Below are 21,323 nucleotides of genomic sequence, written 5' to 3' on the forward strand. Positions count from 1 at the left end.
TTGGTATAGTCCACTGTTTCACATCCGCAAGGGCAAGCCCTCTCATGTCGAGCGCCAGTGATTACGTATACGGGGAATTGCGCCGGCGCCTGATGGCCGGATCGTTCCTGCCCGGCGAACCGCTGCGCGAAGAACACATCGCGACCCAGCTCTCCGTCAGCCGCACGCCCGTGCGCAACGCCATCGAACGCCTGATCGCGGACGGCCTGGTCACCCGCGAAGGCCGGCGCGGCGCCGTCGTGCTGGGCTGGCAGGACCGCGACATCGACGAAGCCTTCGAGCTGCGCATGCTGCTCGAGCCCTATTCCGCCAAGGCGGCCGCCGAGCGCGCAACGCCCGAACAGATCGACGAACTCGAGCGCATCAACCAGTGCATGCTGGACGCCATCAATGCCGGCGCGCCCGACCACGTCGCCCAGGTCCAGCACTACAACAACCAGTTCCACCACGCCCTGCTCGATGCCGCGCAATCGGCGCGGGTGCGATCCCTGGTGGAAAACCTGCTGGATATGCCGATCATCATCGGCTCCTTCTATTTCTACGGCCGCGACGACATGCTGCGCAGCGTGGAACACCACCGCCAGATCATCGCCGCGCTGCGCGCCCGCGACGCTGAATGCGCCGAGCTCGCCATGCGCTTTCATCTGGCCGCGACGCATTTGTTGTTCCGGACGCACCGGAAGGCGGGCGCCTGACTGCGGCGGTCGGGCCAGCGCACTGCGTGACGCCCAGGTCGTCGGGCATGCGTCGTCAGATCTGCCCCGGCACCACCCGGTTGCGCCCCTGCCGCTTCGCTTCATACAACCCCCGGTCCGCCGCCTGGATCAGCTCCGTGCAGGGCTGGCCATCCTGCGGCGTCGCGGTGGCCAGGCCCACGCTCACCGTGAGCCAGGGACCGGCGCCCGCGTCGCGTTGCGGGATCTGCATGGCTTCGACGGCGCGGCGCAGTTTCTCGGCGGCCAGGCGCGCGCTCCCGGCGGGCGTGCCGGGCAGCACCAGCGCGAACTCTTCGCCGCCGAAGCGCGCCGCCAGGTCGGTGGAGCGGTCGCAGCTTGCGAAGATGGTGTTGGCCACGCGCTTGAGGGCCTCGTCGCCCGCGATGTGGCCGTAGGTGTCGTTGTAGGACTTGAAGTGGTCCACATCGATCATGAGCATGCTGATCTCGCGCCGGTCGCGGCCCGCGCGCAGCCATTCGGCGTTGAGGTATTCGTCGAAATAGCGCCGGTTGCCCAGGCCGGTCAGGCCGTCCGAATTGGTGAGGCGGCGCAATTCCATGTTGCTTTCCAGCAATTGCTGCTGGCTCTGGCGCAGGGCCTGGTAGGCCTCGTCGCGTTGCACCAGCGCCATGTAGGAGCGCGAGTGGTAGCGGATGCGCGCGATCAGTTCGATGGAGTCCGGCAGCTTCACGAGGTAGTCGTTGGCGCCCGCGGCAAACGCCGCGCTCTTGATCGCGGGGTCTTCCTTGGTGGACAGCACGATGATCGGGATGTCGCGCGTCACCGGGTGGCCACGGTACTCGCGCACGAGGCTCAGGCCGTCCACGCCGGGTAGCACCAGATCCTGCAGGATAACCGTGGGCCGCGTCTGGATCGCCACGCTCAAGGCCTTGTAGGGATCCGAGCAATAGTGGAAATCGATGTTGCCCTCGGGCACCAGCGCCCGCCGGATGGCTTCTCCCACCACGACCTGGTCGTCAACGAGCAACACCATCGCCCCATGCGAATTCAGATCCGCAGAGACCGCGTCGTCAGAGGAAGCAAGCATAGTAAGTCCTTGATTTCTGCACATATGCCGCGGCTCAGGCAAACGCCTGGATGACGCGGGAAGCAATTTCTTCGAGGGGCCTGATCTCGACCGCGGCCTGCATGGCCGCGGCCGCCTTGGGCATGCCATAGACGGCGCTGGTGGCCTGGTCTTGCGCGATGGTCAGGCAACCGCGCTCGCGCAGCGCCTTGAGTCCACGCGCGCCGTCCTGGCCCATGCCCGTCAGCAGGACGCCGACCGCCACGCCGCGCCAATGCTGCGCCACACTATGAAAAAACACGTCGATGGAAGGCCGGTACAGGCTTTCACGGGGGCAACTGGTGTATCCAAGGGTGCCATCCTCGCGCAGCGCAAGATGGTCATCCGTGCCCGCCAGCAGGATCTGTCCCGGTAGCGGCCGCTCGCCTTGGCGCGCCAGCCGGACCGGCAGCGGCACCTGGTCGTTGAGCCAGTCCGCCATGCCGGCGGCAAACAAGGCGTCCACATGCTGCACCAGCACGATGCCCGCCGGAAAATCCAGCGGCAGGTCACGCAACAATTGGGCGAGCGTGGCCGGGCCGCCGGCCGACGCGCCGATCGCCAGCAGCCGTCTTGCGCCCGCCGGCGGCGCGGGCTTGGGGACAGGGGTCAGTGCCGGGCGATTGCCGTAACGGCCGATCAGCCAGCCGATGTTGCGGATCTTGCGCAGCAGCGGCGCCGCCGCGCTGCGCATGTCCGAGCCGCCGACGACCGGCGTGTCCACCGCGTCCAGCGCGCCGTGGCCCATGGCATCGAAGACGCGCGCGGTCTGGCGCTCGACGTCGGACGTCACCACGACGATGGCGCAAGGCGTTTGCGCCATGATGCGGCGCGTGGCCTCGACGCCGTCCATGACGGGCATGATGAGGTCCATCAGCACCACGTCGGGACGGTCGCGTTCGCACTGCTGGACTGCCTCCAGGCCGTCGGCCGCGGTCCAGGCAATCTCCAGGCCGGGCTCGAGCGCGATCGCGCGCCGCAGGGTCTCGACCGCGAGGGGCATGTCATTGACGATCCCGATTCTCACGTCCGTGCCTTCCCGATGAGGTCTTCGACGGCATCGAGCAGCGCATCGTCGTGGAAGCTGCCCTTGGCGAGGTAATAGTCGGCGCCGGCATCCAGCCCGCGCCGCCTGTCCTCTTCCCGGTCCTTGTACGACACCACCATGACGGGCAGATTCTGCAGCTTGGGATCGGCCTTGATGCGCGACACGAGTTCGATGCCGTCCATCCGCGGCATGTCGACGTCGGTCACGATCAGGTCGAAATCCTCGCTGCGCAACATGTTCCAGCCATCCATGCCGTCCACGGCCACGGCCACATCGAAACCGCGGTTCAACAGCAGCTTGCGCTCAAGCTCGCGAACCGTCAACGAGTCATCGACGACCAGGACGCGCTTGCGGCGCCGCGTCGCCGTCGCGCCGGCACCGCTGTCGACGCGCGACAGCCGGCCGCCTTCGATCAGTTTCTGCACGGACACCAGCATGTCTTCCACGTCCAGGATCAGCAGCGGCGTGCCGTCGTCCATCAGCGAGCCCGCCATCACGTCCTGCACCTTGCCCAGCCGGGGGTCCAGCGGCTGCACGACCAGCGTGCGCTCGCCCACGTAGCGGTCCACGGCGATGCCGTAGAGCCGCTCGTGATCCCCCACCACCACCACGGACAAGGTATCGGCGGCCGGCGCCGGCTCGCCGGCGCGCAGGATCTGCCGCGCCGACACCAGCCCGATCTGGCGGTCCATGAAGCGGAAATGCTGCTGGCCTTCGAGCTGTTCGATGTCCTGAGCGTCCACCTGCAGCGCATGGCTGACGTAGGCCAGCGGAAACGCGTAGATCTCGCCCTGCACTTCGACCAGCAGGCTGCGCACCACCGACAGGGACAGCGGCATCTCCAGCACGAAGCGCGTGCCCCGGCCCTGCTGCTGGTGGACGCGCACCGCGCCGCGCAGTTGCCGCACCATCGTCTGCACCACGTCCAGCCCCACGCCGCGCCCGGATATCTCGGTCACTTCGTCGCGGGTGCTGAAGCCCGACAGAAAAAGGAATTCCAGCAGCTCGGCCTCGGTCAACCGGGCCGCGGTCTCCGCGTTGGTGAGCTTGCGCTCGACGACCTCGCCGCGCAGATGGTCCAGAGATATCCCGGAACCGTCGTCGGCCAGCTCGACCAGCAGCATGCCGGCCGAGTGGCGCGCCGACAGCGTGATCAGGCCCTCCGGCGGCTTGCCCGCCCGCTCGCGGGCCGCGGGCGATTCGATGCCGTGGTCCACGGCGTTGCGCAGCAGGTGGGTGAGCGGCGCATCCAGTTTTTCCAGGATGTCGCGGTCCACCTGCGTCTGCTCGCCTTCGATCTCCAGGCGCACCTGCTTGCCCAGTGAGCGGCCCAGGTCGCGCACCATGCGCGCCATGCCGCCCACGCCGTCGCCGAAGGGCCGCATGCGGCAGGCCAGCGCGGTGTCGTACAGGCGCCGCGTCAGATGGCTCATGCGCCAGCCGAAGTCGTCCACTTCGCTGGTGCGCTGCGTCAGTTCACGCTGGCACTGTTCGAGGATGCGCTGCGCATCGTCCAGCGCCGCCTGGCCGCGCGCATCGAGGTGCTGCTCGGCCAGCACGGCGCGCACGCCGTCCAGCGCACGCGCCGCCCCCGCCTGCAGGCGCCGCAGCCGCAGCATGGCGGCGCTGAAAGGGCCGACCCATTGCGACTCGACCAGTGTTTCGCTGGACAGCCCCAGCAGCTTGTTCAAGGTGTCGGCCGTGACGCGCAGCACGCGCTCGCCCTCGCCCGCCGTGCGGTCGGAACTGCGGCGCGACGGCGATGCGGCGGCATTTGATGGGCCGGGCGTCGACGCGCCAGGAGTGGACACGCCAGGAGTCGATGTACCGGGCGTTGATACCCCGGAGGCCGATGTGGCCGGGGTCGTTGCCGCGGCCCCCGACACGGCGCCTGTCGTTCCGGGCGACGCCGCCGTGAAAGCCGGGCCCGCAGCAGCGGGCTCATCTTCGAGCCGCACGATCGGCGGCAGAAAGTCAGATGGCCGGGGCGCGCGCGGCGGCGGGGCCGGCGGCGCATTGGGCGCGTTGCTCAGCCGCGCCACCAGGTCAGTGATTTCCGTGTCCAGCTCCACGCCGGGCGTCGCGACGCGTTGCAGCAGGTCCGCGCCCAGCAGCAAGGCGTCGATGTCGGCGGCCTGCAAGCGCAGGCGGCCTTCCTGCGCCGCGACGAGGCAATCTTCCATCGCATGCGCGATGCGCACGGCCGGATGCAGGTCCACGATGCGCGCCGCGCCCTTGAGCGAGTGGGCGGCGCGCATGCAGGCTTCGAGGTCCGGCGCGGACGTGGGATTCTTTTCCAGGGCCAGCAGGCCATCGTTGAGCACCTGCACCTGCGTGCGGGTCTCGATCTGGAACAGTTCGAGGAGCGAGGCGTCGCGCATCTGATCGGGATTCACGCGAGACTCCGTTGCAATGCCTGCATCAGCAGGGTTTCATCCAGCACGCCGACGGCGCGGCCGCCGCAGCGGGCCATGCCGCGGGAATACTTCAGGCTTGCGCCCTGCACGGTCGACGGCAACGGATCGAGCGCCTGCAGGTCGACGTCGTGCATGCCCTCGACCTCGTCCACGGGCAGTACCACCGCCCGGCCCGCGCCGCCGAATATCAGCATGCGCGCGGCGGCTGGGCGTTCGCGCGCCAGCGGCGCCGCGCCGTCCAGCCCCAGCAGGCGCGCCAGCGACACGCATACCGTCAGCGTCCCACGCACATTGGTGACGCCCAGCACGGCGGGATCGCGGCGATGCGGCAGGCTGATGATGCCCCGCATACCTGCCACCTCGTCCAGCGACCGGGTCGGCAACCCCAGCCATTCCCGTTGCAGGCGAAAGACCAGCAGCGACGACAGATTGGCGGCGTGCTGCGGCGGCGGCGGCGCTTCATCCTCTGACGCCATGCCCGGCGGCAGGCGGTCAAGGATACGCTTGGCCGCCGAGGCGTACACCGGACAGTTGCGGCAATGCACGTGCGCGGCTAGCTGGCCGCAGCTTTTGTCGCCGCGGATGCCGATGCGGTTCCAGCAATCGTCCACGTCGGACAGCGGCCCCATTGCGTCAGCCACGGCGAGCCTCCTGGCGCGCCGCGCGCGCCTGCAGGCGGGTCGCGCCGTCGTGATCACCCTCCGCGGCCACCAGCGCGGCAAGGTGCAGCAAGGCTTCGCGGTGGTTCGGGTCCAGGTACAGCGCCTTGCGGTAGGCGGCCTGCGCCTGCCGCGCCTGGCCATCCGCGTCCAGCAGCAGGCCCTGCAGGTGCAGCGCGTCGGCGCTGGCGCCGTGAAGCTCGATGTGCGCATGGCATTGCGCCATGGCATCGCGCACCCTGCCCTGGTCTGCCAGCGCGGCGATATGGCGCAGCGAGGCCTGGGCGGCCGGCTCCGGCGGCGCGGCGGGCGTGTCGGCGATGGCGGCGTGCGGCACGGGCAGCCGCGGCGCGGGCGTCTGCGCGACCGGACGCCGCGGCGGCGCCCAGGCATGCACGATGGGACGCGGGCCAGACTGCGGCGGGCGCGGTGGCGCGGGCGGGGCCGCGGGCGCCGGCGCGGCCTTTGCGCGGAACGCGAACGACCGGGCGAGCGCCACCGACGGCAGGCGCCGTCCCGTCAATAGACTGGTCTCGGCCGGCCCCACGAAAATCACGCCGTCCTCGCGCGCGAATCTGCGCAGCACCTGCACCGCGCGCTCCTGCGTGGCCATGTCGAAATAGATGAGCAGATTGCGGCAGAACACGAAGTCATAGGGCGCGGCGCCCGCCAGCAGGTTCGGATCGAACAGATTGCCGGACTGGAACCGCACCTGGCCGCGCACGCGGGCGGCAAGTTGATGGCCCTCGGGCACTTCCGAGAAATACCGGTCGCGAAACGCCAGGTCGCCGCCGCGGAACGAATTGCGGCCATACACGGCGCGCTGCGCGAATTCCACCATGCGTACGCTGATATCCACGGCGTCCACGTGGAAGCGCTGCGGCGGCACGCCCGCGTCGAGCAGCGCCATGGCGATGGAATACGGCTCTTCACCGCTGGAACAAGGCACGCTCAACACGCGCAGCACGCGGCCCTCGCTGCCGGGCGCAAACAGCCGTTCGCGCGCGAGGGTCGCCATCGCGACCTGGGATTCCGGATACCGGAAAAACCAGGTCTCCGGCACGATCACGGCCTCGATGAGCTGCTGCATCTCGTCGGGCCAGGCCTGCACCCGCGTCAGGTAATCCTGTTCGTCGTCCACGCCGGCCGCGTGCATGCGATGCCGCACGGCCCGTTCGACGGCGGCCTGGCCGATGGAGCCGCTGTCCAGCCCCATCCGGCGCTTGAGCAGGCCGCTGAATTCCTCGAGCAGGCTCATGCAGCCACCTCGCCCGCCGCGCCATCGCCGGACGGAAAAAGAAGCGCCCGCACGGCGGCGGGCAAGAGGTCATCGACCTTGACGGCCTGGACCATGCCGCCCGCGTCGGCCAGCACGGGGCCCAGGTATCGGGCCTGCGTATTGTCCAGCGCATGCGGCTGGAACGCGGCGGGGTCATAGTGCACGGTCTCGGTGGCCTGTTCCAGGATCAGACCCAGCAGGCGCTCGGCGGCGCCCGCGCCGGGCCGGTAGCGCACCAGCGCCAGGCGCGTACTGGTCACGGCGGCACAGGCGCCAGCGCCGGCCAGCGCGCTCATGTCGATGACGGGCACGGCCACGCCGCGGCGTTCGGTCATGCCGGCCACCCAATGCGGCGCACCCGGCACCTGTTTGAGCGCGCGCAGCCCCAGGACTTCGGCGACGTCCCCGGCGTCCAGCGCATAGCGGTCCGCGCCGATACGGAAAAGCAGATACAGCCGGCGCCCGGGGCCGGCATGGCCCGCGGCGGTCCGTGCGCGGACGGCGGCAGATGTCATGGCAGCGTTCACACCTTGAAGCGGGACACGCCGCTACGCAGATCATTGGCCACCAGCGTCAGCTCTTCAATGGCAAGGCTGGATTGACGCAGCGATTCCACCGTCTGCTGCGCCGCGTCGCTCAGTTGCTGCAGCGCCTGGTTGATCTGTTCGGCGCCCGTGGCCTGGGCCTGCATGCCCTCGTTAACCATCTGCACGCGCGGCGCCAGCGTCTGCACCTGCTGGATGATCTGCGAAAGCTGGTCACCCACCTGCTGCATGTCCGCCATGCCGCGGCGGACTTCTTCAGAGAACTTGTCCATGCCCATCACGCCAGCGGACACCGACGACTGGATTTCACGCACCATCTGTTCGATGTCGTAGGTGGCGACTGCCGTCTGGTCGGCCAGGCGCCGGATCTCGGTGGCGACCACCACGAAGCCGCGCCCGTACTCGCCGGCCTTCTCCGCTTCGATGGCGGCGTTCAGCGACAACAGGTTGGTCTGGTCAGCCACCTTCGTGATCGTCGTCACGACCTGCGTGATGTTGCCCGCCTTTTCATTGAGCACCGCCAGTTTGGCGTTGACCGATCCGGCCGCGCCCACCACATTGCGCATGGTGTCCTCCATGCGCGCAAGGCCCACCTGCCCGCTGCCCGCCAGCGTGGCGGTCTGTTCGGCGGCGCTGGAAACCTCGGTCATGGTGCGCACCAGTTCGCGCGAGGTCGCCGAGATCTCGCGCGAGGTGGCGCCGATTTCCGTGGTGGTGGCCGCGACTTCCGACGCGGTGGCCTGCTGTTGCTTGGACGTGGCGGCGATCTCGGTCACGGACGTGGCCACCTGCACCGCGGACCGCTGGGTCTTGCCAACCAGGCCGGTCAACTCGTCCACCATGCCGTTAAAGCCGATTTCAATGGCATTGAACTCATCCTTGCGCGACAGCCTGAGCCGGCGGCTCAGGTCGCCTCCGCCCGTCGCTTCCAGCGTCTTCACGATTTCGCGCATGGGATTGGCGATGGCGCGCATCAGGAGGTAGCCGCAAACGATGGACGCGGCGATGGCCATGGCCAGAGACACCAGCATGCCGACCTCGGCTGCTTGCACGGATTCGCGGATGCTCACGGCCGCTTCGTCGGCCTGCGCCTTGTTTGCGCTCACCATTTTGGCCAGGATGTCGCGGCCCCGATAAAAGGACGGGCGCAATTCTGACTGGATACGCATCAGCGCAAGGGACGTATCCGCCTGCACGCTCGACGACAGGATGTCGGCGCGGATGCGCTTGTATTCCTGCAGCTCCTTCTGGAACTCCTCGAACATGTGTTCGTCGTCCTGCCGGCCGATGGTGCGCAGGTAGAACTCCACGTGCTCGTCGAGCTGCTTGTCGTTGCGCGGCAGGGCTTCCAGCGCCGCGCGGCGGTCCGCCTCGGTCGGCGCATGGAAGGCGTCCTGCACGGCCACGAAGCCGGCGAACCACGCCGCCCGGATCGACGTGCTGTAGTAGATGCCCGGCACGGCGTCGGCGTTGATCATTTCGACTTCCGCTTCGACATGCAGAAGCCGCCGGTAGTCCACCACCACCATCAGCGTCATGATGGCGAGAATGGCCAGGAAACTGGCCAGGATGCGCTGGCGGAGCGTCACATTCTTCATACCGGGAGACCTTTGCACTGTATCGAATTGCGACGTCCTGCCGGGACGCCCCAGGGGTGATTCCCCTGCTGTCCGGAATTCCGGACAGCCCTTATCGGTGGGGAAGATGGGAAATATCGATAATTATTACAAAGGTGCCGCATCACAGCCATGAAAAACAGGGCAAAACGCAAAACATGGCTGACTTCGTCCGAAAAATGCAAATATCTATTACAAAAAATCAACCGGTATTTGTTAGCGCAGGTAGCACGAGTAGCGCAAGGTGCAAACCGCGTCACGCGGCGTCGGCCCACAGCGCCTGCGGCGGACGCGCCCGCACCCAGTCGCGCACCCCTTCGTAGGCGTGGGCCAACTGCAGCACCTCCAGGTCGCCCCGCGGCGGGCCGATGAGTTGCATGCCCATCGGCAGGCCCGCCGCGTTGAAACCCACCGGCACGCTGATGACCGGGCACCCCGCCAGCGTCCAGGGCGTCACGGTCTCCATCCAGCGATGGTAGGTGTCCATGGGCCGGCCCGCGATCTCCTTGGGCCAGTCCAGCGTTACATCGAACGGAAACACCTGCGCCGACGGCACGGCCAGGTAATCCACGTCGTCGAACATGCGCAGGACGGTCTGATACCAGGCGCTGCGCTCTTCGGTGGCCTGATACACCTGGCGCGCCGTCATGCCTTCCAGGCCTTCCACCTCCCAGATCAGGGCTGGCTTGACCAGCTTGCGGGTCTCCGGATCGTGGACCAGGGCATGGAACTGCCCGCCCACCATCAGGTGGCGATGCGCCAGCCAGATGCGCCAGAGCCGGTCGCCCGCGAACGGCACCTGGTAGTCGTCCACGCGGCAGCCCGCCGTCTCCAGGTCTTGCAGCGCCTGCGTGCACAGGTCCAGGATGCCCGGCTCCATGGGCAGGTAGCCGCCCCAGTCGCCCAGCCAGCCCACGCGCTTGCCCGACAGGTCCGCCTCCAGCGGCTGCGCGTATAAAGACGGGTCGTCCGTCAGCGACAGCGGCGCCCGGCGGTCGTGGCCGGCGATCACCGACAGCAGCCGGGCCACGTCGCGCGGCGTGCGGCCCATCGGCCCTTCATAAGAAAGCTGTTTGAGGAACACCTCGGGCGAGGGTCCGGACGGCACACGGCCCGCGGAGGGGCGCATCCCGTAGACGTTGCAGAACGCCGCCGGATTGCGCAGCGAGCCGCCGAAATCGCTGCCGTCGGCCACCGGCAGCATGCGGGCGGCGAGCGCCGCAGCCGCGCCGCCGCTGCTGCCGCCGGCCGTCTTGCTGGCGTCGTAGGGGTTGCCGGTCGCACCATAGACCTGGTTGTACGTGTGCGACCCCAGTCCGAATTCGGGCACATTGGTGCGGCCGATGAAGATGGCGCCGGACGCGCGCATGCGCTCCACCAGGATCGAATCGTGCGGCGACACCACGTCCTTGTAGACCAGCGACCCCATCGACGTGACCATGCCCCGCACCGCCGTCAGGTCCTTGGGCGCCTGCGGCATGCCATGCAGCCAGCCCAGCCATTGCCCCGCAGCCAGTTGCGCATCCCGATCATCGGCCTCGCGCAGCAATTCGTCGCTGTCGCGCCGCGCGACGATGGCGTTCAGCTTGGGATTGACCAGGTCGATATGCGCGAGGTATGCCTGCATCACCTCGCGGCAAGACACCTTGCGGCCGCGAATGGCGTCCGACAGCGCGTGCGCGGGCATGGCCACGATGTCGTTCAGCGGGGCGGGAATGGTCATGGGCATTCGTCTCCTGGAAGCGCGCCGCGAATCCGCCGGGCGCGCGTATGGTCGGTGGGCGCGTTGCGGCGGCACGTCGCGCGCATGGCGACGATACTACGCAAAATTGCTGCGACGCGCCCGGCGCCGCGCGCCCCGGACGCGCCAGCTGGGCGCCCGCATCCGCATCGGCGTCCGCGGCGCGGAGCCGCCCCGAACCCGCCGGCTATTGCCGGGCCTGAGCGCCCGTGCCGATCAGCGCCAGCAGCCCGTCCGACAGGGTGCCGCGCCAGCTCAGGTAGTCATGGCCGCCGGCCACCTCGCGGTGTGTCACCCAGTAGCCCTTGGCGCGCAGCACATCGCGCAGGTGGCGATTGGTTTCCAGGATGCCGGGCTGGCCACCCCGTCCCGACTCGAACAGGCCCGCCCCCAGGAAAAACCGCACCGGCAGCTTGCGCACGGCGACGAACTGCCGGGTCAGCCACTGGTCCTCGTCGCCGGGCGGCGCCCACCAGTACGAACCGGACTGGCTGAGCACATTGCCGAAAACCTCGGGATGGCGCAACGCCGCGTACGACGAGGCAAGACCGCCATAGCTGGACCCGCCGATCACCGTGCGCGCCGCGGGCGCGGCGATGCCCTGCTTGCGCGCCCACGGCATGAGCTCGCGCGCCAGGAAATCGGCGAAGTCGGTATTCGGCGGCAGTTCCCGCGCCCGCGAATCCGCGGTGGGGTTGTCGATCAGCAGCGCGGCCGTCGGCGCGATGACGCCCGCCGCGATCATGTTGTCCAGGATCGTCGGCGTGGGCACTCGTCCCAGGTAAGCGCCCGCGTCGAACAGCACGAGCACGTGGTTGTCCGGGCCGCCAGGCTGCCATCCGGCTGGGCGATAAACGTGGATCTTGCGCGTATTGCCCAGGATGTCGCTGCGCAGCTCCAGCGCCTGGACGGTGCCGGCGGGCACGCCCGCGCGCGGCTCCACCCAGGGCTGCGGCGGCGCATCCGCCAGCTCCAGCACGGAATAGGTCTGGAAGGCGTCGATGCCGCGCTCGGGATAGACCTTGGGATTGTGCGGATCGGCCTGCGCCGTGGCGAGGATCGCGCGGCGCCGCGCCATGCCCGTTCCCGGCAGTTCGGGCACGTCGGGCGCCAGCCGGTACGACAGCCGCGCCGTCTTGGGCACCACAAAGCTCACGTACCAGACATCGGAATCGCCCAGCCGCGCCAATTGCGCGTGGTCCGTCGACGGACCGCCGAACAGGCGCACATTGCGCTCCGCGCCGCGCCACAGGAAGGTGACACGCTCGTGCGTCGCGGTCGCGGGCTCCACCAGCGGCGTACCCTGGCGTTGGATCTCTTCCCAGAACGCGGCCGTCGTGCCGCCCTGCGCCAGCGTCTGCGCCAGCGCGGCCAGGCGCGGGCTCTCGATGGCAGGCGCGGGCGCGTGCTGTTTGGAAAGCGGCAGCCGTTCGTCCACCGACCATTCATATGCGCCCCGGCCCTGCGCGCGCACGATGTACTCGCCGTCCGCCGGACCGACCAGCATCAGTACGCCGGCGGGCTTTTCACGGTCGCTCAAACGCCGGACGTGGCGGCCTTGCGCATCCAGCAGGTCCAAAGTCACACCGCTGTCCGCCGCCCACGTACCCGAAAGGAACTCCCCTTTTTGCATCGGGATACGCTGTTGCGCCGCGGCCTGCGGCGTCACCGCGCCCCGCGCCGACTGCGCCGCCGCCTGACCGCACGCCATCATGGCCAAGGCAAGCGCCCACGCGCCCGGATTCAGGCAATGGCGCGCCACTTTCATCTGTTGCATATCCACTCACCATAATAAGAATGGATATCATTATTGCTCAAAAGCCCCATCCCGCTTGAGCCAAGTCAAAGCCGCGGTCCCGGCCCCCGACCTAAGATCGGCACCAGCCCCCGTCCGGAGACCATCTTGAATACCAGCGCCACCGCCGACCTCTGCACCGAAGCCGAAATCCGGGACATGGTCCACACCTTCTACGGCAAGGCGCGCGCAGACGAATCGTTGGGGCCGATCTTCAACGGCATGATCCACGACTGGGACGAACACCTGGCCACGCTGTCGGATTTCTGGTCCGCCGTGCTGCTGGGCACCCGGCGCTTTTCGGGCATGCCCATGCCCAAGCACGTGGCCATGCCCAACCTGAAGGCCGAACTCTTTGAACGCTGGCTGGTGCTGTTCACGGAAACCACCGACGCCCTGCCCAACCGCGCCCTGGCCGACGCCGCGCAGGAAATGGCCAAGCGCATGGCACGCAGCCTTTGGTACGGTTACCAGCTCTCGCGCGATCCCAACCAGCCCCTCACGGAACTGCGTCCGGCCTAGCGCGACGCCCGCTCAGTCCACCTGCCACCAGCCGGGCAGCAGCCCACGCACCTTGGCGCGGCGATAGCGATCGTCGATGAGATGCACCGTGCCCACGTCGTGCTCCGTGCGGATGACCCGGCCCGCCGCCTGCACCACCTTCTGCATGCCGGGATACAGGTAGGTGTAGTCGTAGCCGTTCTCTTCGCCATAGCGCAGGTCCATCGCGCGCTTCATGTTTTCGTTCACGGGATTGACCTGCGGCAGGCCCAGCGTCGCGATGAACGCGCCGATCAACCGCCTGCCCGGCAGGTCCACCCCTTCCGAAAACGCCCCGCCCAACACCGCGAAGCCCACGCCCTGCCCTGTTTCCGTGAAGCGCGCCAGGAACGCCGCGCGGCCGGGCTCGTCCATGCCTGGCGTCTGCAGCCATATCGGCACCTGCGGATGGCGCTCGCGCATCAAGTCGGCCACGCGCTTCAGGTAGTCGAAACTGCTCAGGAAGCCGAGGTAATTGCCGGGTCGTTCGGCATATTGGCGCGCGATCAGGTCGGCGATCGGCGCCAGCGAGCGCTCGCGGTCGCGATAGCGCGTGGATACATTGCCCACGACCCGCACCGCCAGTTGTTTCGCCTGGAACGGCGCGGCCACGTCGATCCACGGCGTGTCCTTGGGCAGCCCCAGCGTGTCGCGATAGAACTGCTGCGGACTCAGCGTGCCCGAAAACAGCACCGTGGCGTGCGCCCCCGCATAGCGCGCGGCCAGGTACGGGGCAGGTATCACGTTGCGCACGCACAGCGTGGACGGCGGCGTCTTGGCGCCGGCGAACCCCACGTCGCCCAGCGTCACATCGAACAGCGCATGCGAGCCGAACTGCTCCGCCAGCCGCATGAAATGCAGCGCCTCGAAATAGAAGCCGAGCAGCGGATCGTCCTGCGGCAGCGGCGTCTGGCCGATGTGCTCAGTGATGGCCGCGACCGCCTTCTGCACCGCCGCCAGCACGCCCGCCGGCGCAGCCTCGTACGCCTGGTAGCGTTCAGCCTGCTTCTTGTTCAACGCATTCCAGGACCGATGCAGCCCATCCAGCGGCTTCTTCAAGGCCTTGGGCGCGGCGTGGCGCGCGGCCGTGAGCCGGTGCTGGTCGAGCTCGCCCGTGTACATGCGGCGAGCGCGGTCCACCAGATTGTGGGCCTCGTCCACCAGCACCGCCACCTTCCATTGATGCGCCTGAGTCAGGGCGTAAAGCATCGCGGTGGCGTCGTAGTAGTAGTTGTAGTCGCCCACCACCACGTCGCTCCACCGGATCAGCTCCTGCGACAGGTAATACGGACAGACGTCATGTTCCAGGGCAGTGGCGCGCACGGCGGGCGCGTCAAGCCGGGTATGACACGCCAGCGCCGCGGCGCGTGCGTCGGGCAGGCGGTCATAGAAGCCTCGCGCCAGCGGGCAGGAATCGCCATGGCAGGCCAGGTCGGGATGCACGCAGCTCTTGTCGCGGGCCTGCAGGTCCAAAACGCGCAGGCCGGGCGCCGCAGGCTGCGCGTTGATCGTGTCCAGCGCCTCGACCGCCAACCCCCGTCCGGAACCCTTTGCGGCAAGGAAGAACACCTTGTCCAGGCCCGAGCCCGGACTGGCCTTGAGCAGCGGAAATATCGTCCCGAGCGTCTTGCCGATGCCCGTGGGCGCCTGCGCCATCAGGCAGCGGCCGTCCCGCGCCGTGCGGTACACGGCCACCGCCAGATCGCGCTGTCCAGCGCGGAATTCGCCATGCGGGAACGCCAGCTTTTCCAGCGCCGCGTCGCGCGTCTGGCGATGCGCCAATTCCGTCTTTGCCCAGGCCAGGAACCGCTCGCATTGCTGCTGAAAGAAGGCGGCAAGCGCCGCCGCGTCGTGCGTTTCCACCAGCACCGTCTCTTCTTCGGTCGCCACGTTGAAGTACACCAGCGCCACGCGCACGCTCGCCAGCCCCCGCGCCTGGCACAGCAGATGGCCGTAAACGCGCGCCTGCGCCCAATGCACCACGCGGTGGTTCTCGCGCACGCTGTCGAATTGACCGCGGTAGGTCTTGATCTCTTCCAACTGGTTGGCCACGGGGTCGTAGCCGTCGGCGCGGCCGCGCACCAGCAGGCCTTCAAAAGCGCCGGACAGGGAAACCTCGGTCTCGTATTCGGGGCCCCGCCGCCCCGTCACCACCGCATGCCCCGCCATGCCCTCCAGGCCGCTGGGCGCGGGCGTGAAGCGCAGGTCCAGGTCGCCCGCCCGGGCCGTGAACTCGCACAGCGCGCGCACCGCCACCGCGTAGCTCATGCCGCATCCCCCTGCCAGCTCACGTGGCAGACACGCACCGGCATGCCGTGCGCGACGCAGTATTGCAGCCAGCGGATCTGGTTGTCCTGCAACTTGTCGCCAGGCCCCTTCACCTCGATCAGTTCATAGCGGCGCTCGGCCGGCCAGAAGCGCACCAGGTCCGGCAGGCCGGTCCGGTTGCCCTTGACGTCGCGCAGCATGCGCGTGAAAAACAGTTTCAGGTGCGCGGCGGGAACGCAGTCCAGCGCCTGCGCCAGCAAGGTTTCGGACAACGCGCCCCAGAACACGAACGGCGACTGCCGGTTCGACTTGTCGGCATAGCGCCGCAGGATCACGTCGCGGTAGGCCGAGGTATCCAGGAGCGCCAGGCAGTCCTCAAAATGCGCCCGGCGCCTGGCATAGAAGTCCGGCGCATCCAGGTCGGCCGGGCCGCGCTGGAACGGATGGAAAAATGCGCCCGGCAGCGGCGCGAACACCGCGGGCCAGCACAGCAGCCCGAACAGGGAATTGATCAGTGCATTTTCGACGTAATGCACCGGGGCATCGTCATGGTGCAGATGGTCCCGCGCTACGTACTCCACGGACGCGGGCAGCGCAGGACGCGCCAGCGCCAGGTCAGTGCGCGGCACCGCCGGCGCGGCCGCGCGCGCCGGCACGTCCAGGCCCAATCCGCGCCGCAGCCGCGGCAACATGCGCGCCACGCGCTGGCTTTCTTCGTCGCTTTCCGGCGCGCTGCAAGCCTGCAAGGCGAGCGCCATCGCGTCCTCGAACCTTTGCATCCGCTCATACACCCGGATACGCCGATGCCGGGCGCCGGGATAGTCGCAGCAGGCGTACACGCGCTGCGCAGCCTCCCAGTCCTGCGCCCGCTCGCAGGCCTGCCCGATCCGCAGCAACACCTTGGCGCGGCGCTTTTCCAGCCAGGCATTGCCGCTGGCGCACGCCTGCGCGGCGCGCAGCAGCTCGTCCACGGCCGCGCCTTCGTCCAGCGCCTGGCGGCAGGCATGCAAGGCCAGATAGCAATCGACGTCCTCGCGCGTCTGGAATGCCCGCGACGCGGCGTCGAACGGCACGGCTTCGTACTGGAACACGCCCAGGTCCGCCAGCACGAACTCCGACCAGTCCTGGTGCAGATTGCCGAAGAACATGAGGCGCAGGCGTTCGCAGCGCTCGCCCACCATCACCCGCCACACGCCTTCGGCGCAATCCGGACGCCAGCAACCATAGGGCCGCGCATCCGAGAATTCGCCGCGCAGCGCCTCCAGCATATCGGCCTTGCGCGCGGCCGGCCTGGCCACCGCGTGTGATGCGAACACGCGGCAGAGTTCGGGCTTGGTCAGCAGCCCGAACAGCTCGTCCAGCGTCATCGGCGCCCGCGCATCGAGCCAGCCCAACGCCTGCAGCGGCGCGGCGGCCTCTTCGACGCCGGGGATCTCGTCGTAGACCAGCCGGCTGGCGCGGAACCAAGGCCCGCGCCGCATCAGCATGCGTACCAGCAGCGCTTGCGGAGCCTGCGGCAGCGCCGCGAAATCGGCCAGGAAACGACGATCGTCCGCATCCAGCAGGTCGGCGTAGCGATCCGAAATCCACGCCAACGCGCGCTGGAAATTGTGCAGGTAGTAATAACGGTGCGGGGGCAACATCGGCGACGGCCGGAAGACTGTTTATTTATCCAGTGATCATAACAGCCCGGCCGCGGGCGAGACCTCCTCCCCCGCCAGCCATGCATGCCTGATGATGCACAACCCTTCCGCCGCCTCCGGCTCGACGAAATATGCCGTGATCGCGTCGTACTCCGCATCGCTGGTCTTGTAAGGATGCGTGCCCGAGGCATTGCGCGCGTGCAACCGCGCCTTGCAGACCGCGTCCGGCACGTCCAGGTAATGCAGTTGGTGCGGACAGCCCGCCTCCTGCGCCACCGCAAGCAGCCACTCGCGGCTGCGCCGCGTATTGGCGGGAAAGTCCAGCACCACCGACAGGCCTGCCGCCACCAGCGCCGCCACATGCCCGCCCATGGCGTTGCGCAAGCGGCTGGCGCAGCGGCCGTAGTCGGCCACGTCCACGATCTCGCCGGGATACAACGCCGCCAGCCAGCGGTCTTCACTGAGCAGCAACGTGCGCGGCGGCGCGGCCAGCCGTGCGGCCAGCGTGGACTTGCCCGCGCCGATCTTGCCGCACAGGAAATGCAGCATGGGCGTGGCAGCCGAGCGGGAGGATTCGAGGGATGACATGGAAGGCTCCTGTGGGAAAACCAGGAGGCGGAAACAACAAACCCGCCTCGTTGGCGGGTTTGTGCAGCGATATGTCCGGATGCGCGCTACCCCACCATCAAACCGATGGTGGCAATAATCAAAGCGAAAGGCGCGTGTGACCGGGGCATAAGGCGCAGCTTGCCCGCCCATGCGCCCCTTGTCAAACCGCGCACGAAAAACGGCGCCGGAAAGCCTGGGCTCTCCGGCGCCGTTTGCGTCCCGCCCACGCCCGGGCGGAACAGCCAATCACGGCATCGTCAGATCACTGCGCGCGCACCGGCTGCGGCGCCGCGCCGATCTCCTTGCGCACCTTGGCCACGTCGGACGCGGTGACCGCCGCGCCCTGGTTGCCCCAGCTCGACCGCACGAAGCTCACCACGTCGGCGACCTCCTTGTCGGTCATGCGCCAGTCAAAGCCCGGCATCGCGTACGCGGTCGGGGCGGACGCCGTACCCGGCATCTGCGCGCCCTTGAGCACGATGTGGATCAGCGAGGCCGGATCGGCCGAGTTGACCGTCGAGCTCAGCGCCAGCTGCGGGAAGGTCTCGGTGTAGCCCTTGCCCGTGCTGCGGTGGCAGGCCGCGCAGTTGTTCAGGAAGGCCATGGCGCCGTCGCCCTTGTCCTTGCCGGACCGCAGGGCTTGCGCCACGGTCTCGTCATAGGCCAGGGGCTTGGTGGCGTCCTTGTTCACCGGCGGCAGGCTCTTCAGGTACACAGCAATGGCGTTCAGGTCGTCGTCGGTGAGGTGCTGCGTGCTTTCCTCGACCACCTGGGCCATCCCGCCGAAAGCCGCCGAATGGCCGTTGCGGCCGGACTTCAGGAAGGTCGCAATGTCCTCCTTGCTCCAGCTACCCAGGCCGTCCGTGGCGTCGCCGCGCAGGTTCTTGGCCAGCCAGCCTTCCACCACGCCGCCCGACAGGAATGCGGAACCGTCCGCATCCGTCAGCGCCTTTTCCTGCAAGGCCACGCCGCGCGGCGTGTGGCACGTGCTGCAATGGCCCAGGCCTTCAACGAGGTACTGGCCGCGCAGCAGCGCCTGCTTGTCGGCGCCGCTGGCGTTTACCGTGACCGGAGCCGTCGCCACGTCGGGCGCGAACATCCAGCGCCACACCGTCAACGGCCAGCGCATGGACATGGGCCACACGATGTCGGTGTCCTTGTTCTCCTGCTTCACGGGCTCGACGCCATGCATGAAGTAGGCGTACAAGGCCTTCACGTCCTCGGGCGTGACCTTGGCGTACGCGGTGTAAGGCATGGCGGGGTACAGCGAATGTCCTTCCTTGGCCACGCCGTGGCGCACGGCCTGGTCGAAGTCCTCGAGCGAATAGTTGCCGATCCCCGTTTCCTTGTCCGGCGTGATGTTCGTGGAATAGATCATGCCCAGCGGCGAATCGATCCCCAGGCCGCCGGCAAAAGGCTTGCCGCCCTTGGCCGTGTGGCAGGCGATACAGTCGCCGGCGCGGGACAGGTACTCGCCCTGCTTGATCATCTGCGCATCGGTCGGTGCCGTCGTGCCGTCGGCCGCGAACGCCGCGCTGGCAACCAGGGCCGACATGGCCGAGACGGCCGCAACAATGGTCTGCTTCAACATTGTTCCGTCTCCTTAAGCCTGGACCAGCGGGCCGGGGTTCTTCAGGTACTGCTCGCGGATCGCCTGCGCGGCCCAATAGGCCAAGGCACCCACCAGCCCCGTCGGGTTGTAGCCCATGTTCTGCGGGAACACGCAGGCGCCCATCACGAACACGTTCGGCACATCCCAGCTCTGCAGGTACTTGTTGACCACGCTTTCCTTGGGATTGGAGCCCATGATCGCGCCGCCCGTGTTGTGCGTGCTCTGGTAGACGCGCGTGTCGTAGTGCGCGCCCTTCTTGCGCACGCCCACAAAGTACTTCTCGGGATTCATCGCCTTGGCCACGGTCTCCATGCGCTTGCCCATGTAGCCCAGCATGTCGAACTCGTTGTCATGCCAGTCGAACGTCATGCGCAAGAGCGGCTGGCCAAAGGCGTCCTTGTAGGTCGGATCGAGCGACAGGTAGGCGTCGCGGTACGACATGACCGAACCGGAAATCCCGATCGTCATGTAGCGCTGATAGGCGTCCTGCACGCCCGCCTTCCAGGCCGTGCCCCAGGTCGCGGTGCCCGGCGGCGTAGGCGTCTGCTTGATCGGACGACCGCCGGTGCGCACATGGCGAATGCTGGCGCCGCCCACGAAGCCCAACGGGCCGTGGTCGAACTGGTCGCCGTTCAGGTCGTCCATGCCCACGCCGCCGGCGCCGGTGCCGGCGAAGGGGTTGAGCTGGGTGCCCTTGGGCAGCAGCACGTTGATCCCGCCGTTCATCTGGTACGCGTAGTTCTTGCCAACCACGCCTTCATTGGTCTTCGGGTCATAGGGCTTGCCGATGCCCGACAGCAGCAACAGGCGCACGTTGTGCATCTGGTAGGCCGACAGGATCACCAGATCGGCAGGCTGATCGATCTCGTTGCCGTCCGCGTCGATGTAGGTCACGCCGACGGCCTTCTTGCCGGTCGAATCCAGATTGACCTTGATGACCTGCGAACGCGTGCGCAGCTCGAAATTCGGCTTCTTCAACAGCACCGGCAGAATGGTCGTCTGCGGCGAGGCCTTCGAATACATGTAGCAGCCGTAGTTCTCGCAGAAGCCACAGAAATTGCAGGGGCCAAGGCGCACGCCGTACGGGTTGGTGTACGGACCCGACGCGTTCGCGGCAGGCGTGGGATAGGGATTGAAGCCGACTTCGCGCGCCGCCTTCTCGAACAGCGACGCGCCGTAGGTCGTGGCCAGCGGCGGCAGCGGATACTCCTTGCTGCGCTTGCCTTCCAGCGGGTTGCCGCCTTCGACGATCTTGCCATCCAGGTTGCCGGCCTTGCCCGACGTGCCGCAGACGTACTCGAACTTGGTGAAATGCGGCTCCAGCTCGTCGTAGGTCACGCCGAAGTCCTGGATCGTCATGCCTTCCGGGATGAACTTCTTGCCGTAGCGCGTTTCGTAGCGCGTGCGCAGCTCCAGCTCTTCCGGCAGCACGCGATAGTGCATGCCGTTCCAGTGAAAGCCCGCCCCGCCCACGCCCGTTCCCAGCAGGAACGAACCATTCTGGCGATACGGCACCGCCACGTCGTCCACGCCGTGGCGGATCGTCACGGTTTCCTTGGACAGGTCCTGGAACAGATAACCGCGCACCGAATACTTCAGCTCGTCGATCACCTTGGGATACTCGGCGTCCTTGGGCGTGTCCTGCATACCGCCACGCTCCAGCGCCAGCACCTGCAGGCCCGCCTCGGTCAGCTCCTGGCCCAGGATCGCGCCGGTCCAGCCGAACCCGACCAGCACTGCATCAACTTTGTCTTTCTTGATCGCCATGA

The 21,323-nt window shown here is 67.9% G+C and carries 16 protein-coding genes; 2 read left to right on the top strand and 14 right to left on the bottom strand.

Going from position 1 to position 21,323, the window contains the following annotated elements:
* Positions 1–44 precede the first annotated feature (44 nt).
* The gene (locus BMW75_RS08165; RefSeq protein ID WP_092578427.1) at positions 45–695 is read left to right on the top strand and encodes a GntR family transcriptional regulator; all 651 of its coding nucleotides are present in this window, start codon (positions 45–47) and stop codon (positions 693–695) included.
* Between the two features lie 55 nt (positions 696–750).
* On the opposite strand, the gene BMW75_RS08170 is transcribed toward BMW75_RS08165, so the two are convergent.
* From BMW75_RS08170 to fes, 9 genes are all read right to left on the bottom strand, one after another.
* Positions 751–1,764: a diguanylate cyclase gene (locus BMW75_RS08170; RefSeq protein WP_092578429.1), complete on the bottom strand. Its 1,014-nt coding sequence runs from the start codon at positions 1,762–1,764 to the stop codon at positions 751–753.
* Between the two features lie 34 nt (positions 1,765–1,798).
* The gene (locus BMW75_RS08175) at positions 1,799–2,809 is read right to left on the bottom strand and encodes a chemotaxis response regulator protein-glutamate methylesterase (protein WP_092578431.1); all 1,011 of its coding nucleotides are present in this window, start codon (positions 2,807–2,809) and stop codon (positions 1,799–1,801) included.
* The gene (locus BMW75_RS08180) at positions 2,806–5,226 is read right to left on the bottom strand and encodes a hybrid sensor histidine kinase/response regulator (RefSeq protein WP_092578433.1); all 2,421 of its coding nucleotides are present in this window, start codon (positions 5,224–5,226) and stop codon (positions 2,806–2,808) included. Before BMW75_RS08180 ends, BMW75_RS08175 begins: the two co-directional genes overlap by 4 nt.
* Complete coding sequence (locus tag BMW75_RS08185) at positions 5,223–5,876, bottom strand: chemotaxis protein CheW (RefSeq protein ID WP_092578434.1); 654 nt, start codon at positions 5,874–5,876, stop codon at positions 5,223–5,225. The genes BMW75_RS08180 and BMW75_RS08185 overlap by 4 nt, the downstream gene beginning before the upstream one ends.
* A gap of 4 nt (positions 5,877–5,880) precedes the next feature.
* A complete protein-coding gene (locus BMW75_RS08190) occupies positions 5,881–7,164 on the bottom strand; it encodes a CheR family methyltransferase (RefSeq protein WP_092578436.1) in 1,284 nt (427 codons plus the stop codon).
* Positions 7,161–7,700 (bottom strand): chemotaxis protein CheW, encoded by a 540-nt coding sequence (locus tag BMW75_RS08195; RefSeq protein ID WP_092578438.1) that lies wholly within the window; start codon positions 7,698–7,700, stop codon positions 7,161–7,163. Before BMW75_RS08195 ends, BMW75_RS08190 begins: the two co-directional genes overlap by 4 nt.
* A gap of 8 nt (positions 7,701–7,708) precedes the next feature.
* A complete protein-coding gene (locus tag BMW75_RS08200) occupies positions 7,709–9,328 on the bottom strand; it encodes a methyl-accepting chemotaxis protein (protein WP_076520549.1) in 1,620 nt (539 codons plus the stop codon).
* A gap of 274 nt (positions 9,329–9,602) precedes the next feature.
* Positions 9,603–11,069, bottom strand: coding sequence for an amidase (locus BMW75_RS08205; RefSeq protein WP_092578629.1), 1,467 nt, complete (start codon positions 11,067–11,069; stop codon positions 9,603–9,605).
* Between the two features lie 205 nt (positions 11,070–11,274).
* Positions 11,275–12,864: an enterochelin esterase gene (fes, locus tag BMW75_RS08210; protein ID WP_254791959.1), complete on the bottom strand. Its 1,590-nt coding sequence runs from the start codon at positions 12,862–12,864 to the stop codon at positions 11,275–11,277.
* Positions 12,865–13,041: 177 nt separating this feature from the next.
* Between fes and BMW75_RS08215 the strand changes: the two genes are divergently transcribed.
* Positions 13,042–13,404: a group III truncated hemoglobin gene (locus tag BMW75_RS08215; protein WP_092578633.1), complete on the top strand. Its 363-nt coding sequence runs from the start codon at positions 13,042–13,044 to the stop codon at positions 13,402–13,404.
* Between the two features lie 12 nt (positions 13,405–13,416).
* Here the strand turns inward: BMW75_RS08215 and BMW75_RS08220 are convergent, their stop codons facing one another.
* From BMW75_RS08220 to BMW75_RS08240, 5 genes are all read right to left on the bottom strand, one after another.
* On the bottom strand, positions 13,417–15,690 hold the full coding sequence (locus BMW75_RS08220; RefSeq protein WP_092578440.1) for an ATP-dependent DNA helicase: 2,274 nt from the start codon (positions 15,688–15,690) through the stop codon (positions 13,417–13,419).
* Complete coding sequence (locus BMW75_RS08225; RefSeq protein WP_092578441.1) at positions 15,687–17,333, bottom strand: VRR-NUC domain-containing protein; 1,647 nt, start codon at positions 17,331–17,333, stop codon at positions 15,687–15,689. The genes BMW75_RS08220 and BMW75_RS08225 overlap by 4 nt, the downstream gene beginning before the upstream one ends.
* Before the next feature lie 36 nt (positions 17,334–17,369).
* On the bottom strand, positions 17,370–17,921 hold the full coding sequence (locus BMW75_RS08230) for a P-loop nucleotide/nucleoside kinase family protein (protein WP_092578442.1): 552 nt from the start codon (positions 17,919–17,921) through the stop codon (positions 17,370–17,372).
* 283 nt (positions 17,922–18,204) lie between these two features.
* Complete coding sequence (locus BMW75_RS08235) at positions 18,205–19,533, bottom strand: c-type cytochrome (protein WP_092578444.1); 1,329 nt, start codon at positions 19,531–19,533, stop codon at positions 18,205–18,207.
* 12 nt (positions 19,534–19,545) lie between these two features.
* Entirely contained in the window at positions 19,546–21,321 is a 1,776-nt protein-coding gene (locus tag BMW75_RS08240) for a GMC family oxidoreductase (protein ID WP_092578445.1), read from the bottom strand.
* Between the last annotated feature and the right edge of the window lie 2 nt (positions 21,322–21,323).

This window comes from Achromobacter sp. NFACC18-2, from assembly GCF_900108985.1.
GTDB lineage: Bacteria > Pseudomonadota > Gammaproteobacteria > Burkholderiales > Burkholderiaceae_B > Achromobacter.

Coding starts and splice junctions, on each gene's coding strand:
- BMW75_RS08165 (WP_092578427.1), top strand. CDS start 45: ATGTCGAGCGCCAGTGATTACGTATACGGGGAATTGCGCCGGCGCCTG.
- BMW75_RS08170 (WP_092578429.1), bottom strand. CDS start 1,764: ATGCTTGCTTCCTCTGACGACGCGGTCTCTGCGGATCTGAATTCGCAT.
- BMW75_RS08185 (WP_092578434.1), bottom strand. CDS start 5,876: ATGGGGCCGCTGTCCGACGTGGACGATTGCTGGAACCGCATCGGCATC.
- BMW75_RS08190 (WP_092578436.1), bottom strand. CDS start 7,164: ATGAGCCTGCTCGAGGAATTCAGCGGCCTGCTCAAGCGCCGGATGGGG.
- BMW75_RS08195 (WP_092578438.1), bottom strand. CDS start 7,700: ATGACATCTGCCGCCGTCCGCGCACGGACCGCCGCGGGCCATGCCGGC.
- BMW75_RS08200 (WP_076520549.1), bottom strand. CDS start 9,328: ATGAAGAATGTGACGCTCCGCCAGCGCATCCTGGCCAGTTTCCTGGCC.
- BMW75_RS08205 (WP_092578629.1), bottom strand. CDS start 11,069: ATGACCATTCCCGCCCCGCTGAACGACATCGTGGCCATGCCCGCGCAC.
- fes (WP_254791959.1), bottom strand. CDS start 12,864: ATGCAACAGATGAAAGTGGCGCGCCATTGCCTGAATCCGGGCGCGTGG.
- BMW75_RS08215 (WP_092578633.1), top strand. CDS start 13,042: ATGGTCCACACCTTCTACGGCAAGGCGCGCGCAGACGAATCGTTGGGG.
- BMW75_RS08220 (WP_092578440.1), bottom strand. CDS start 15,690: ATGAGCTACGCGGTGGCGGTGCGCGCGCTGTGCGAGTTCACGGCCCGG.
- BMW75_RS08225 (WP_092578441.1), bottom strand. CDS start 17,333: ATGTTGCCCCCGCACCGTTATTACTACCTGCACAATTTCCAGCGCGCG.
- BMW75_RS08230 (WP_092578442.1), bottom strand. CDS start 17,921: ATGTCATCCCTCGAATCCTCCCGCTCGGCTGCCACGCCCATGCTGCAT.
- BMW75_RS08235 (WP_092578444.1), bottom strand. CDS start 19,533: ATGTTGAAGCAGACCATTGTTGCGGCCGTCTCGGCCATGTCGGCCCTG.
- BMW75_RS08240 (WP_092578445.1), bottom strand. CDS start 21,321: ATGGCGATCAAGAAAGACAAAGTTGATGCAGTGCTGGTCGGGTTCGGC.